The organism is Nocardioides agri, from assembly GCF_013778305.1.
Lineage (GTDB): Bacteria > Actinomycetota > Actinomycetes > Propionibacteriales > Nocardioidaceae > Nocardioides > Nocardioides agri.
Map to the genome: position 1 here is coordinate 158,808 of NZ_JACEIC010000002.1, position 13,567 is coordinate 172,374.

Consider the following 13,567-nt stretch of genomic DNA (forward strand, 5'->3'; position numbering starts at 1 on the left):
ACGTCAGACTGCCAGGCGGGTGGTGGCGCGGGCACCCAGTCCGCCGATGGCGACCAGCGCGACCAGGCCGCACGAGGAGATCGCCAGCTCGGGGTAGCCCCATGTGCCGACGACCAGGCCCGCCAGCCCACCGGCCGTCGCGGCGGTCAGGCCCATGACGAGGTCGGCCGCGCCCTGGACGTCGGTGCGGGCGTCGAGCGGGGCGAAGCGCGCGATGAGCGTCGAGGCGGCGACGGTGGCGAACGACCAGCCCAGCCCGAGCAGGAAGAGGCCGACGAAGATCTGCCATGAGCTGCCCTCGGGGGCCGAGCCGCAGAGCACCAGCGCGGCCAGCAGCAGCACCGCGCCCTCGACCAGGACCGCCGGCGGACCGGTGCGGTCGGCGAGCACGCCGACCAGCGGCGAGAAGGCGAACATGCCGAGCACGTGCAGGCTGATCACCAGCCCGATGACGCGCAGCTCGGCGTGCCCGTGCTCCATGTGCAGCGGCGTCATCACCATCACCGCGACCATCGCCGCGTGCGCGCAGGCCATCCCGAGCACGGCGAAGGCCAGCACCGGGCGGGCGCGGGCGGCCTCGACCGCCCGCGCCCAGGCCGTGCCCGACGGGGGTGTCGCCTGGGCGCCCGCCGCCTCCCGGGCGAGCAGCAGGGGGTCGGGGCGCAGCAGCAGGCCGACCAGCAGGGCGGCGCCCAGCATCCCGATCGAGCCCAGCGCGAACGGACCGGTGAGCTCCGGGATGCCGAGCCACTCGGCGAACGCGCCGGCGGGACCGGTGAGGTTGGGTCCGGCGACGGCACCGATCGTGGTCGCCCACACCACCGTCGAGAGGGCCCGGCCCTTGTGCGCGTCGGGGGCGAGGTCCGTGGCGGCGTAGCGCGCGCCGCTGTTGGCGGCCGCCGTGGCGCCCAGCAGGAGCGCGCCGACCAGCAGCACCACCATCGAGTCGAGCACGCCGGCGACGACGGCGAGCACCGCGCCCGCGGCGCCGACGAGGTAGCCCGTCATCAGGCCGACCCGCCGCCCACGCCCCGACATGAGGCGGGCGAGCAGGTAGGCGGCGATGGCCGCGCCGAGGACCTGGAAGGTCTGCGCGAGTCCGGCCTGGCGCTCCGAGCCCGAGATGTCGCGGGCGAGCAGCGACGCGGTGGCGATGCCGATCGTGATGCCGATCGCGCCGACCGCCTGGGAGGCCACCAGCGTGCGGATCGTCCGGCGCTGGACCGCCGCCAGGCTCACCTCTTGCTCGGTGGCAGCTCGAGAACTCGCCATACTGCGGCCCACACCTCCTTCGGCAGTACCCCGGCGGCGAGCGCATCGTTGACGGTGCGTCCGCCCAGCTCTCCGATCACGAACATGTCCGCCCAGGACCGGGCGTACCCCGGCCCGAGGGCGTCGTCCATCCGACTCCAGAACTCGGTGTGTCTCATCGGTCCCGCCTCATGCGCGCCGCCGCGCCCGGACGTCGAGCCAGGGCTCGCCGGTGCGGGCGCTGCGGGTGTGGCCGACCTGCTCGACCTCCCACCCGGCCGCGTCCAGGACGGCCCGCAGCCCGGGCTCGCGCCAGTAGACGAAGTGCCGCGGGGCGCCGACGAACCCGTGGGTCGACCAGGCGTCGCCGTCGCCCTCCTTCAGCGCCAGTGCGAGCACTCCCCCGGGCCGGGTCGCCGAGGCGAGCCGGGCGAGCACCGCCGGCAGGTCGGCGCGGTCGACGTGCAGCAGGCTCGCGCTCGCCCAGACGCCGTCGTAGGGCGTGCCCGGGCGCGCCGGGTCGTCGAGGTCGTCGGTCAGGGGGTCGAGGACGTCGGCGGCGTGGCCCTGCGCGCGGAGCAGGTCGACGAAGCCCGGGGTGATGTCGGTGCGCCGGACGTCGAGGCCCAGGCTCTCGAGCAGGGCGGCGTCGCGGCCGGGTCCGCTGCCGACCTCGAGCACCCGGGCGCCGGGGCCGAGCGCCGCCGCGAAGTCGCGCTGCTGCGCCTCGAGCTGGTCGTCGGCGGCCGGGATGCCCTGGGCGTACGCCGCCGCGTGTGCGTCGTAGGCCGCGACCGTGGCGCGGGCGACGGCGGCCCGGACGTCCCAGGCGTGGTGGACGAGGTCGTGCAGGTGGTAGCGGCCGATGCTCTCGACCGTGAACTCGCTGCCGTTGCTGCGGAGACCACGGCGTCCCCACGCGTCGGGCGGCACCGACTCGTAGCGCTCGGCGACCCGCTCCGCAGCGTCGAGCAGCTCGGTCGAGACGGCGGCCGGGTCCTGCTCGGCGTATCGCTCGGCGATCGCGGTCTCGTCCTGGTCCCAGTTGGGGAACTGGGGCTCGTCCTCGGCGAGCATCAGCCCGACCCGCAGGTCGAAGATCCGGTTGACGTCGCGGACGTGGCAGGCGTACTCCAGCGGCGACCAGGTCGCCGGGGCCGGGCGGGTCGCCGCGTCGTCCAGGGTCAGCACCGCCGCCCACGTGGTCGCGTTGTCGCGGATGGTCGTCGGGATCTGGTCGACGGTCACCGCGCCCGCGTCGAAGCCGCACTCGGGGCACGTCTCGTCGAGGACCCACGTCCAGTCCTTGGTGTCCGGCCCGACCACGGCTCCCTCGCTCATGGCGTCATCCTTCCAGCCGCCGTCGACGTCGCGCGCGCGAGATATCGCCATCGGACGACGAGATGGCGCCAGTCAGCCGGCGCCGGCCAGCGCCTTCACCACGGCGAGCCCGTCGGGCGTCCCAGGCCAGTGCCGCTCCAGCGCCTCCGGCCCCGCCCGGCGTACGACGTGGCGCAGCACGAGCGCGATGACGACCACGTCGTCGGCGTACCCGAGCACCGGGACGAAGTCGGGCACCAGGTCGATCGGCAGCGCGACGTAGGCCAGCAGGAGCCAGAGCCAGGCGCGGACCGAGCGCGGCAGCCCGGGGTCGGCGGCCAGCCGGCGCAGCAGCCGCAGCACGTCAGGGAGCAGGCGGACGGCGTCGGCGAGCGACACCCGGCGGCCGGTGCGGCGGGCGTGGAGAGCGAGCGCGGCGACCAGGAGCAGCCAGACGGCGAGCAGCCCTGCGGTGACCCCGAGGAGAGCCTGCCACCAGGTGCCGGTCACGGGGTGGACGGTAGCGCCTGGCCCAGCCGCCTCCGCTCGACGAGGCTCGTGCCGGTCACCAGGCTCATCGGCGGCACGTCCGTGGCGACGACGGCGCCGGCGCCGACGACCGAGCCGCGGCCGATGGTCACCCCCGGCGTGACGGTCGCGCCCGCCCCGATCCACACGTCGTCCTCGATGACGATCGCGGCGTGGGTGAGGAAGTCGAACCGCTCGTCCGGCTCGACCGGATGGCCGGCCGTGCACAGCGTCACCCGCGGGCCGATCAGCACCCGGTCGCCGATCGTGATGCCGCCGAGGTCGAGGAAGTAGCAGCCCTGGTTGATGAAGACCCGCTCGCCGAACGTCACCCCCAGCCCGTAGTCGCAGTGGAACGGCGGCAGCACCGAGAGCGACTCCGGCAGCGGCTGGCCGAAGATCTCGCTCAGCAGCTCACGGCGCGCGTCGAGGTCGTCGAAGGGCAGGGCGTTGAGGCGAGCGGTCAGCGTCATCACCAGCTGCACGCGCTCGGCGAAGGCACGCGACTCCGGTGACCGGGTCGGCAGGCGCTGCTCGTCGCGCATCTCAGGTGAGCAGCAGCTTGTCGAGGCGGCGGCGTACGACGAGCAGCCCGACGACGCCCATGACGACCAGGTAGACGACCGAGATCAGCGACGCCCAGGAGACCGCGCCCGTCGTCAGCTCGCGGCACAGCACGACGCCGCGGTAGAGCGGGGTGACCTCGACGATCCAGCGCACCGCGGCGGGGTAGGCGTCGACCGGGAAGAACGTGGCGGAGAACAGGAACATCGGGATCGTCGCCAGCGTCACCCACTCGAAGTCCTGCCAGGAGCGCATCCACGTGGTCAGCGCCATGCAGACCCCGCCGAACGCCAGCCCGATCAGCAGGGCCGCCGGCACGGCGAGCAGCGCCCACCACGACGACACCAGGTCCATCGCGACCATGACGACCAGGAAGCCGGCGGCGTAGGTGCCGCCGCGCAGCAGCGACCAGCTGAGCTCGCCGCGGGCGACGTCCATCGTGGTCAGCGGCGTGGCCAGCATCTGGTCGAAGAGCTTGTTGTACTTCAGCTTGAAGAAGAAGTTGAACGTGCTGTCGAGCAGCGAGCCGTTCATCGCCGACGCCGCCAGCATGCCCGGCGCGACGAACTCGGCGTAGGGGATCTCCTGCCCGTTGAGCTCGAAGCCGGTCACCAGCTGGCCGACGCCGACGCCGATGGAGAAGAGGTAGAAGACGGGCTCGAGGAAGCCGGTCGCGAAGATGTACCAGGCGCGCCGGTAGGCCAGGAAGTTGCGGTAGACCAGCAGCCCGGTGGCCTCACCGGCTCCGAGCGGGCGGCCGCGGAGCGCGGTCGCGGTGACGAGCGCCATCAGACCGACATCCTCTGCGTGAGCCGGGCGACCGCCCAGAACCAGCCCAGCACGGCGAGCACCGCGAGGTAGGTGACGTGCACCAGCGCGGTGGCGCCGTCGACCGTGCCGAGCGTGAGCATCCGGGTGAGGTCGACGCCGTGCCACAGCGGGGTCGCCTTGGCGAGCGCCTCCATCCAGGGGTCGAGGTTGGAGATCGGGAAGAACGCGCCGGAGAAGAGGAAGAGCGGGATCATGCCGAGCCGGAAGACGATCGCGAACGCGCTCTCGTCCTTGAGCCCGGCGGAGAACGCGTAGATCGGCGTCGCGAACGCGAGCCCGAGGAGCAGCTGGACCAGGAACGCGAGCACCGCGCCGTACGCCGTGGCGTAGACGCCGAACGGCGCCATCACGATCGCGAAGACGCCGCACGTCAGCGCCACCCGGAACAGCACGAAGCCGAGGTGCCCGAGGATCACCTCGCGCACGCTCAGCGGCGTGGCGGTCATCCCGAAGTAGGTCTTGTGCCACTTGATCATGCCCATGACCGGGTAGGTGACCTCGCCGAACACCGTCTGCATCGCCTGCGCGGCCAGCAGGCCCGGCGCGATGAAGACGAGGTAGGACGAGGCACCCTCGAGCTGGGCCGGGTCGCTGGTGACGTAGTCGCCGAGCAGCACCCCCATCGCCAGCACGTAGAAGAGCGGCGTGACGAACGACGAGATCGCCGACCCCTTCCAGGTGCGGCGGTAGACGGTCGCCCAGTAGTCGGCGAGCCGGCCGGCTCCGGCGAACGCGTTGCTGGGCGCGGTGCTGCGCGCTGGCTCGGTCATCAGTCCACCAGCGTCCGGCCGGTGAGGCGGAGGAAGACGTCCTCGAGCGTCGAGCGGCGGACCAGGGTCGCCGCGGGCGTGAGTCCGCGCTCGTGCACCTTCGCGACGGTCTCCTCGCCGTCCGCGGTGTAGAGGAGCAGCCGGTCGGGGAGCACCTCCACGCGGTCGGCGAGGTCCTCGACCTTGCTCGCGTGCTGCTCGTTCTCCCCCACCCCGAACCGCAGCTCGGCCACCTCCCGCGTGGAATGCTCGGCGATCAGCGACAGCGGCGACCCCTCGGCGACGATCACGCCCTTGTCCATCACCACCAGACGGTCGGCCAGCTGCTCGGCCTCGTCCATGTAGTGCGTCGTCAGCACCAGCGTCACGCCCTGCTGCTTGAGCCGGAACAGCCGGTCCCACACGACGTGACGCGCCTGCGGGTCGAGCCCGGTGGTCGGCTCGTCGAGCAGCAGCACCTCGGGACGGTTGATGAGGCTGCGCGCGATCGTCAGGCGCCGCTTCATGCCGCCCGAGAGGTCGTCGACCATCGCGTTGGCCTTCTCGGTGAGCTGCACGAACTCCAGCAGCTCGTCGACCCGCTGCCGGACCTCGCCGCGTGGCAGCCCGAAGTAGCGGCCGTAGACGTAGAGGTTGTCGCGCACGGAGATCTCGGTGTCGAGGGTGTCCTCCTGCGGGCAGACGCCGATCCGGGCGCGGATCTGCGGCCCGTCGGTCGCCGGGTCGAGGCCGAGGATGCGCAGGGTGCCCCCGCTGACCGGCGACACGGCCGCGATCATCCGCATCGTGCTCGACTTGCCAGCGCCGTTGGGGCCGAGGAAGCCGAACGCCTCGCCGCGGCGTACGTCGACGTCGATGCCGCGCACCGCCTCGAAGCCGCCGAACGACTTGCGCAGGCCCGCGGCGAGGATCATGGAGTCGTCGACCGGTGTGTGCACGTGCCGAACCCTATGCGCACCCGCCGACAGCGCTCATCTGGTTTGCTCCTGGCATGTCCCGCACCTCCGCCCGCTCGGGCTCCCCGTTCGAGGCCGCCATCGGCTTCAGCCGCGCCGTGCGCGTCGGCAGCACGATCGCCGTCAGCGGCACGGCGCCCGTCTGGCCCGACGGCGGCGTCGACCCCGATCCCGTCGTCCAGGCCCGCCGCTGCTGGGAGATCATGCTCGCCGCCCTCGAGGAGCTCGGCGGCACCGTCGACGACGTGATTCGCACCCGCCAGTACGTCGTGGACCCGGCCTACGGCGACGCCGTCGGTGCCGTGCACGGTGAGATCTTCGGCGACGTGCGGCCCGCCAGCACGATGGTCGTCGTCGCCGGCCTGCTCGACCCCCGTTGGAAGGTCGAGATGGAGCTCGATGCGGTGCTGTCCGCCTGACATCTGTCATGGTCGGTCGACCACGTTCAACCCTGCATCGCGGACGGGCGCGTCCCTAGCGTCGAGGTGGCGCTCAGAGGGAGCGGGAAGGGATGTGGTGACGATGGCTGTTCGGGACGACGAGCACACCGAGGTAGGCCCGGGACGGTGGCGCGAGGCCGTGCTGGTGGCGGTGTGCGCCGCCGGTGTGGCGGCCGGGATCTGGTGGCTGGCGACCGGGGCCGCATCGGTGGACCTCCGGGTGGGATCGGGATCGGACGCGCGGGAGATCGGTCTGGGATCCGTGGTGCTCACCGCGCTCGTCGTGACTCTCGCGGCGGCCGGGCTGCTGCGGGTCCTGGAGCGCCGTACCCGTCACGGGGTCGCGATCTGGACCTGGGCTTCGGTGGTCGTCCTCGCGCTGTCGCTGGCCGGCCCGCTCGGCGCGACGACAGGCGCGGCCGGCTCGTGCCTGGCCGCGATGCACCTCGCGGTCGGCGCTGTGGTCGTCGTCGGGCTCCGGGCCCGGTTCGCCCGCCGCGTAGCGTGGACGTCGTGATGAGCTGGCGACCCCGATCGTCGTGGGGACGCAACGCTTCGCGCAACGCCTCGATCCTGGTCTGGACGCCCGTGCTGCTGCTCGGCCCGGTCCTCGACCTGCACGGCACCACCGAGTCGCTGGTCTTCCAGGTCGCGATGATCGTGGTGATCGCGGCCTCCGCGGTGACCGCTGCGCTGACCGGCGGACCGCCGTGGCTCGACCCGCGGGCGCCGATCGCCCTCTCGACACTGGTCGCAGCGACGTTCGCCGGCGCGGCCCACGCCCACGACATGTGGCTGCCCACCTGGCTGCTGCTGGCGAACGTCCTCCCGAGCGCGCTCCGCGGCCGCTGGCTGCTGGCTGCCGTGCCGATCACCGCCGCGGCGTCGATGTGGGCGGCGTGGGCCGCCGAGCCCGACGGGAGCCGGGTCCTCGCGCAGGGCTTCGTGGTCCTGCTCGCCGGAGTCGCCAGCTCCGCCTTCGCGACGCTGATCGACACGGTCTCCGAGCTGCGCCGGACTCGTGAGGAGCTGGCGCGCGCAGCCGTGGCCGACGAACGCGACCGCTTCTCGCGCGACCTCCACGACCTCCTCGGTCACACGCTGTCGGTGATGGTCGTCAAGGCACAGGCCGTCAGGAGGCTGGCTGTCGCCGACCCGGACGCCGCCATCGCGCACGCCGTGGACATCGAGCAGATCGGGAGGCAGGCCCTGACCGACGTACGCCAGGCCGTCGACACGATGCGGACACCGAGCCTGGCCGAGGAGCTGGACGGCGCGCGCCGGGCGCTCGACGCCGCCGGAATCGCCACCACGGTCCACCACTCAGGCGTGGTGGTGACCGACGCCGAGGACGAGTTGCTGGCGTGGGTCGTGCGCGAGGCCGCCACCAACGTGCTCCGGCACTCCGGCGCCTCGACCTGCCGCATCTCACTCGCCGACGCGGACGGGCAGGTCACGTTGACGATCACGGACGACGGCGTGGGTGCACCGACGCCGCCGGCTCTCCGCCCGGGGGGTCTGGAGGGCCTGCGGTCGCGCCTCGCGGCGGGCCGCGGGGAGCTGGCCGTGGCGCCTCAGGACGGCGGCTTCCGTCTGGTGGCAACGGTGCCCCGAGGCCGCGCATGATCCGGGTGCTGCTGGCCGAGGACCAGGCGATGATGCGCGGCGCCATCGCCGTCCTCCTCGACCTGGAGGATGACATCGAAGTCGTGGCCCAGGTCTCCACGGGGACCGACGTTCTGCCGATCGCTCTGCGGAAGCGCCCGGACGTCGCGCTGCTCGACATCGAGCTGCCCGGTGTCTCCGGCCTGGACGCTGCCGCGGATCTCGCTGCGCAGCTGCCGGAGTGCCGGGTGGTCATCGTGACGACGTTCGGCCGGCCCGGCTACCTGCAGCGCGCGATGGCGGCGGGCGCGGTCGGCTTCCTGGTCAAGGACGGACCGGTCGAAGGCCTGGCCGACGCCATCCGGAAGGTCGCCTCGGGGCGGACGGTGGTCGACCCTGATCTCGCGGGTGCCGCGCTGCGGGCCCCGCGCAGCCCCCTCACGCTGCGCGAACGCGACGTGCTCGCGGCCGCAGAGCGCGGCGCCACCGTGGCTGACATCGCTGACCTGCTGCACCTCTCCCAGAGCACGGTTCGCAACTACCTCTCCGACGCCATCGGCAAGACCGGCACGCGCAACAAGACCGAGGCGGCCCTGCTCGCCCGGCGCAACGGTTGGCTCTGACCGAGCTGCGGCCCTGCCCTCGGCGGGCTCATCCGGCCGGCGCGACCGCCTCCACCGTCCGCATGACATCGTGCTCCCGCTCCCGGAGTCCACGGCGGCTGAGGCCGAGGGTTGCGCCGGCCCCCGAGCCCGGCGATCCTCGAGTGGGGACACTCGGGAGGTCACCATGGTCAGCATCCGCCAGGCCGCGGCAGCAGCCACGGCCGCGGCGTCGGCGCTCTGCGTTTCGTCGCCCGCGACCGCCGCGCCCAGCAGCATGCTCCACGAGCGCGACTGCGTCGAGGTCACCCTCCCGCGCGCGGTGGACTCCGCCGAGACGCGGGCCCTCGTGCCCTCGCGCTACGACCTGACGCCCCTCGTCGGCCCGAACGGCATCGTGGCCGCGCGACTGTGGGTCTACACCTACACGTGCGAGTCGATCACCGTCGACGGCGTGCCCGCGCACGGCGCCGACGGCCGGTCGACGGTCTCGATCGGCGCCGTGCAGGTAGCCGCGCGCGACGGCGAGCCGGTGGACGGGTTCGCGACGTACGTCCTCTGGTACGCGACCGACGATCCCGTGGCGTTCGCCCACCTGCGCGCACGCGGCTGGCCGGCCGAGCGCCTGACCGCCGACACCGAGGCGACCCTCGACATCGGAGCGGCGGGCGCGCCGAGCGCCGGGACCTGGCGCGTCGACGCGCCGGGCGTCGCCTACAAGCTGCGAGCGGTCAGCACCGAGCCGGCGCCGGAGCCCGTCGACGGCGGCATCAGCTTCTTCCACGACGGGCACCGCGGTGACCTGGAGATGGCGGTGAGCAACGAGGAGCTGGCGACCTCACCGGCCGCCCTGCAGGCCGACTTCCGGCGCGCCGGGCCGCTCCCCGACCTGCTCCTCAACCCGGCCAACGCCGTGATCCCGGCCGGCGTCGGCATCAACGACGACGGGATCTACTCCGCGCCCATGTTCATCTACGCGCGTGGCAGCTGGACCTCCGAGGTGCGGCCCGCACCATGACGCCCGAGGAGGTCGTGCGAGCCAACTTCGAGGCCTACGTCCGGCAGGACCGCGCCGCCGCGGAGGCCCTCGTCGCCGACGAGCTCGTCTTCACGAGCCCGCAGGACGACCACATCGGCCGCGACGCGTTCTTCGAGCGCTGCTTCCCGACGGCCGACCGGGTGTCGCGCCAGGAGCTCCTCCACGTCACCCCCGCCGGAGGCGGCGACGTCTTCATCCTGTACGAGTACGACCTCGAGTCCGAGGGCACGCACCGCAACACCGAGCTGATCACGGTCGTCGACGGACGGATCACCGAGATCCAGGTGTTCTTCGGAGGCGCGGTCCGCTGACGCAGCCCGGTCGGGCGGTTGGTGGCGTCTGTCAGGCTCGAGACCATGTTGGTCGAGGCCAGCGGGAGCGCGCATCCCGACACGGTCTGGCGCCGGTTCACCAGCCCGTCGCAGTGGCCGTCGTGGGCGCCGCAGATCCGGGGCGTGACCGCCGCCCCATCCGGCCTGCGGACGGGCGGCACCGGCCGCGTGCTCGGACCGGGACCGCTGGCCGTCGACTACGAGGTCGTCGAGGTCGATGCCGGCCTGCGGTCCTGGTCGTGGGACGTGATGGTCGGGCGTGCGCGGGTGCGGATGCACCACCACGTGCTGCCGACAGCCGAGGGCGGCAGCCGTGCGCTCATGCAGGTGCATGGTCCGGCGGCGGTCCCGGCTCAGGCCTACCGGCCGGTGGCGCGTGCAGCGCTGCGCCGCCTGGTCGCCACGTCGCCGGACACACCGGTGGTCGAGCAGGACCCGCCGACCGAGATGGTCCGCGAGTTCGAGTTCGCCTTCTCCCCGGCGTACGCCGCGGCGGCCCGCCCGTTCGGCATCGCGCCTGCCACCACGTCGGCGGAGGTCGGCCCCCGCTGGCTCTACGTCCGCTACGGCCCGTGGAGGCTGCTGACCCCGCGTGCCAACGTCGTCGCAGCGCACGTCACCGGCGACTTCAGCTTCGTCAAGACCGCCGGTCCCCCGCACCTGTCGTTGAGCGACCGCGGCGTGACGATGGCCAGCAACGGCGACCGGGCACTGTGCCTGGAGTTCACCGAGCCCGTGACGGCCATCGACACCACCGGCCTCGTCCGGCACCCGGGGGCGACCCTCGCTGTCGCCGACCCCGAGGGGCTGGCGGCGGCGCTGGGTGTGGGCGCGTGACCGCCCCGACGAGTACGCCGCGTCATCCGGACGAGTCCCGCCGGCGCAGGAGCGAGGCCAGGCGCAGCGCCGCGAGGACGCCGACGGCGGCGATGCTCGCGACGAACACGAGCTGGTAGGCGATGTGCAGCGTCGAGCGGTCGGGGTCGCTGTAGCCGCCGTCGTAGAAGCCGGAGACGATGCAGATCGGCTCGACGAGGGCGAGCAGCGCGCTCGCCACGAGCGCCGGCCGCCGGCGCGGGCCTGCGGCCAGCCAGGCGGCGACGAGCTGGGCCAGCATCATCGGGATCGGGATCGAGAGCCGTCCGGTCGGGCCCATCGCCTCCCAGATCGTGGAGCTCAGCCCACTCGCGACGGAGATGACCGCGCCGCCGACCGAGAGGGCGGCCAGGACCACGACGCCGGCGAGCACCCGGCGGTCGCGGGGGACGGTGGTCGGCTCCGGTCGCTGCTGGGTCGGCGCGATGCGGTGGGGCTCGGTGGAGGTGCGGGCGGACATGGTGACTCCTTCGCTCAGGTCGTCGTGCAGCTTCGGGTGCTGCGTCGTTCCCGCACGCTAGGAGTCGGAGCATCCTTGCTACATCGACCTCCAGGCTGGTCGTGACGGTCGTGGCGGGATGACCGCCGCTCCGCCTCAAGGCTGATGCCAGTGGCAAGGTGGGAGTGATGAGACGTCATCGCGTCACGGACACCGGGGTGCGCAGGCCGCAGAGCGAGCGGCTGCGCCGACGTCAGCGGTGGTACTTCGCCCTGATGGGCGCGTGCCTGGTGCTCATCGTGCTGGCCTGGAACCTCGTCCGCCTGTGGTCGACCACGGCAGCCGTGGCCATGTCCGCCGTCGCTGCTGTGCTGCCGGCGATCGCCGTCGTCGTCGCCAACTGGGGCGAGGACCGCTGAGACGGCGCTGGCGACCCGAGCCGGCGCGACGGCTAGCGTGGGGCGCGTGCCCATCAAGCTCGAGAACGTCGGGATCGCCGTCCGCGACCTGGAGGCGACGATCGCGTTCTTCACCGACCTCGGCCTGACCGTCCTCGGCCGCGACACGGTCAGTGGCGACTGGACCGACACCGCTGTGGGACTCGACGGCAACCACGCCAAGATCGCCATGCTGCAGACGCCGGACGGCTCCGGGCGTCTCGAGCTGTTCGAGTACCTCCACCCCGACGCCATCGAGTCGGAGCCGACGCGACCCAACGAGATCGGCATGCACCGCGTGGCCTTCTCGGTCGATGACCTCGACCGGGCGCTGGAGGTCGCCGCCCGGCACGGCTGCCATCCACTGCGCGGCGTCGCGACCTACGAGGACGTCTACAGGCTGACGTACGTCCGCGGCCCCAGCGGCATCCTGGTGATGCTCGCCGAGGAGCTGCAGAAGGGCTAGAGCTTGCGGCCGAACTTCCGCCTGAGCCGCTCGGCCATCGTGCGCGGCGGCTTGATGTCGACGAGGTTAGAGCGGTCGGGCACCGGGAGGTTCGCCGCCTGCTCCGCGGTGAGCGTGGTGCGGACGTGCGAGGTGTAGATCGTCCCGATCTCGTCGGCATCGACGAACCGGGTGCCGTCGGTGGTCTCGACGACGATGCCGTCGAACACCGACACCTTCTCGTCGACCAGCACCGCCTGGACCGTCGCGAACGGCTGACCGTCGCTGGTGTGCACGGGCGTGCCCGGCTGGAGGGCGGTGTAGGCGATGGGGTGGTCGTGCGCCTCGGACATGTCACAACCCTACGGCGCACCGCTCACCGGCGGGCGACGAAGGCATCGAGCGCGTCGCTGACGAGCTGGCTGGGCGTGGTGCCGAGGTCGCGCGCCGTGGCGACCAGGCGCGCCTGGACGGGAGCCGCCAGGGTCGCCGGTGCCGCCGCCTCGGGCTGCCGGCCTCGGAAGAGGCCGAGCGCCATCAGGACCACGGTGCCCAGCACGTCGAGGATCGCGAGGACGCCGAGCAGCCGCCAGTACCCGTCGTCGAGCTCGGGCTCCGCCACGATCGGGTAGATCACCATCAGGGCGACCGCGGCGATGGCCAGAAGCGTGGCGGCGAGTGCCGCACGCAGCGAGCGGCGGCGGACCAGCGCGATCAGGAGGGAGGCCTGGGCGAGTGAAGCCGCGACGGTGACCGCGACGCCGAACGTACGCCAGGCGCCGTCGGGGACCCCGTCGCCCCAGGTCGCCCACAGGGCGATGCCGCTGGCGACGAGCGAGCTGGCCCCACCTGCCAGCCCGACCGCGGCGTACCGGTGTCCGGCGAGGGCCAGGTAGCAGAGCGCCGCGACCGACTGGAGCCCGATGACGAGCGTCGTCCCGAGCACCCGGGCCTCGGTCTCACCGAAGCTCCCGCCCCCGAGCAGGGCGGCGATCCCCAGGAGCGCGGCGACCGAGAAGCAGACGATGACGACGGTGCTGACGAGCCTGCGCAGATCTCTCATGGCCCGATCCTGTCGGGGAACGGCGCCCGCGGCCTGAGCACCCGTACTCAACTTCTCGAGAGCGTCAGC

20 protein-coding genes are annotated in these 13,567 nt (G+C 72.9%); 9 read left to right on the forward strand and 11 right to left on the reverse strand.

Translation table 11 applies throughout. The features are described 5' to 3' along the window. Positions 1-3: 3 nt before the first annotated feature. The 8 genes from HZF07_RS05320 to HZF07_RS05355 form a co-directional block, all read right to left on the reverse strand. Positions 4-1,239 carry an MFS transporter gene (locus tag HZF07_RS05320; RefSeq protein ID WP_309504536.1) on the reverse strand — a complete coding sequence of 412 codons (1,236 nt, stop codon included), beginning with the start codon at positions 1,237-1,239 and terminating at the stop codon, positions 4-6. Next, positions 1,236-1,430, reverse strand: a complete 195-nt coding sequence (locus HZF07_RS05325) for a DUF3046 domain-containing protein (protein ID WP_157340098.1) — start codon at positions 1,428-1,430, stop codon at positions 1,236-1,238. Before HZF07_RS05325 ends, HZF07_RS05320 begins: the two co-directional genes overlap by 4 nt. A gap of 10 nt (positions 1,431-1,440) precedes the next feature. Next, positions 1,441-2,592 carry a methyltransferase domain-containing protein gene (locus HZF07_RS05330; protein WP_157340099.1) on the reverse strand — a complete coding sequence of 384 codons (1,152 nt, stop codon included), beginning with the start codon at positions 2,590-2,592 and terminating at the stop codon, positions 1,441-1,443. 72 nt (positions 2,593-2,664) lie between these two features. Next, positions 2,665-3,081, reverse strand: coding sequence for a YkvA family protein (locus HZF07_RS05335; protein ID WP_181644831.1), 417 nt, complete (start codon positions 3,079-3,081; stop codon positions 2,665-2,667). Next, positions 3,078-3,644, reverse strand: a complete 567-nt coding sequence (locus HZF07_RS05340; RefSeq protein ID WP_157340100.1) for a sugar O-acetyltransferase — start codon at positions 3,642-3,644, stop codon at positions 3,078-3,080. The genes HZF07_RS05335 and HZF07_RS05340 overlap by 4 nt, the downstream gene beginning before the upstream one ends. A 1-nt stretch (position 3,645) precedes the next feature. Beyond that, a complete protein-coding gene (locus HZF07_RS05345; protein WP_157340101.1) occupies positions 3,646-4,452 on the reverse strand; it encodes an ABC transporter permease in 807 nt (268 codons plus the stop codon). After that, complete coding sequence (locus HZF07_RS05350; RefSeq protein ID WP_157340102.1) at positions 4,452-5,264, reverse strand: ABC transporter permease; 813 nt, start codon at positions 5,262-5,264, stop codon at positions 4,452-4,454. The genes HZF07_RS05345 and HZF07_RS05350 overlap by 1 nt, the downstream gene beginning before the upstream one ends. Further along, positions 5,264-6,202, reverse strand: a complete 939-nt coding sequence (locus HZF07_RS05355; protein WP_434063452.1) for an ABC transporter ATP-binding protein — start codon at positions 6,200-6,202, stop codon at positions 5,264-5,266. Before HZF07_RS05355 ends, HZF07_RS05350 begins: the two co-directional genes overlap by 1 nt. Positions 6,203-6,255: 53 nt before the next feature. On the opposite strand from HZF07_RS05355, the gene HZF07_RS05360 reads away from it, so the two are divergent. The 7 genes from HZF07_RS05360 to HZF07_RS24320 all read left to right on the forward strand — a co-directional run bounded on the left by HZF07_RS05360 (position 6,256) and on the right by HZF07_RS24320 (position 11,075). After that, entirely contained in the window at positions 6,256-6,639 is a 384-nt protein-coding gene (locus tag HZF07_RS05360) for a RidA family protein (protein WP_157340103.1), read from the forward strand. Between the two features lie 103 nt (positions 6,640-6,742). After that, the gene (locus HZF07_RS05365; RefSeq protein WP_157340104.1) at positions 6,743-7,177 is read left to right on the forward strand and encodes a DUF6069 family protein; all 435 of its coding nucleotides are present in this window, start codon (positions 6,743-6,745) and stop codon (positions 7,175-7,177) included. Continuing rightward, a complete protein-coding gene (locus tag HZF07_RS05370) occupies positions 7,177-8,286 on the forward strand; it encodes a sensor histidine kinase (RefSeq protein ID WP_232523104.1) in 1,110 nt (369 codons plus the stop codon). The genes HZF07_RS05365 and HZF07_RS05370 overlap by 1 nt, the downstream gene beginning before the upstream one ends. Beyond that, on the forward strand, positions 8,283-8,888 hold the full coding sequence (locus tag HZF07_RS05375; RefSeq protein WP_157340106.1) for a response regulator transcription factor: 606 nt from the start codon (positions 8,283-8,285) through the stop codon (positions 8,886-8,888). Before HZF07_RS05370 ends, HZF07_RS05375 begins: the two co-directional genes overlap by 4 nt. Positions 8,889-9,054: 166 nt before the next feature. Further along, positions 9,055-9,885: a hypothetical protein gene (locus HZF07_RS05380; protein ID WP_157340107.1), complete on the forward strand. Its 831-nt coding sequence runs from the start codon at positions 9,055-9,057 to the stop codon at positions 9,883-9,885. Beyond that, a complete protein-coding gene (locus HZF07_RS05385) occupies positions 9,882-10,217 on the forward strand; it encodes a nuclear transport factor 2 family protein (protein WP_157340108.1) in 336 nt (111 codons plus the stop codon). The genes HZF07_RS05380 and HZF07_RS05385 overlap by 4 nt, the downstream gene beginning before the upstream one ends. Positions 10,218-10,262: 45 nt before the next feature. Further along, complete coding sequence (locus HZF07_RS24320; protein WP_157340109.1) at positions 10,263-11,075, forward strand: SRPBCC family protein; 813 nt, start codon at positions 10,263-10,265, stop codon at positions 11,073-11,075. Positions 11,076-11,097: 22 nt separating this feature from the next. On the opposite strand, the gene HZF07_RS05395 is transcribed toward HZF07_RS24320, so the two are convergent. Further along, entirely contained in the window at positions 11,098-11,574 is a 477-nt protein-coding gene (locus HZF07_RS05395; RefSeq protein WP_157340110.1) for a hypothetical protein, read from the reverse strand. A gap of 167 nt (positions 11,575-11,741) precedes the next feature. Here HZF07_RS05395 and HZF07_RS05400 point away from each other — a divergent pair, with 167 nt between their 5' ends. Continuing rightward, entirely contained in the window at positions 11,742-11,972 is a 231-nt protein-coding gene (locus HZF07_RS05400) for a DUF3099 domain-containing protein (protein WP_157340111.1), read from the forward strand. Between the two features lie 46 nt (positions 11,973-12,018). Continuing rightward, on the forward strand, positions 12,019-12,456 hold the full coding sequence (locus tag HZF07_RS05405; protein WP_181644832.1) for a VOC family protein: 438 nt from the start codon (positions 12,019-12,021) through the stop codon (positions 12,454-12,456). On the opposite strand, the gene HZF07_RS05410 is transcribed toward HZF07_RS05405, so the two are convergent. Then, positions 12,453-12,788: a hypothetical protein gene (locus HZF07_RS05410; protein ID WP_157340112.1), complete on the reverse strand. Its 336-nt coding sequence runs from the start codon at positions 12,786-12,788 to the stop codon at positions 12,453-12,455. The two genes, HZF07_RS05405 and HZF07_RS05410, sit on opposite strands and share 4 nt — an antisense overlap. Positions 12,789-12,811: 23 nt before the next feature. Further along, positions 12,812-13,498: a hypothetical protein gene (locus tag HZF07_RS05415; RefSeq protein ID WP_157340113.1), complete on the reverse strand. Its 687-nt coding sequence runs from the start codon at positions 13,496-13,498 to the stop codon at positions 12,812-12,814. Between the last annotated feature and the right edge of the window lie 69 nt (positions 13,499-13,567).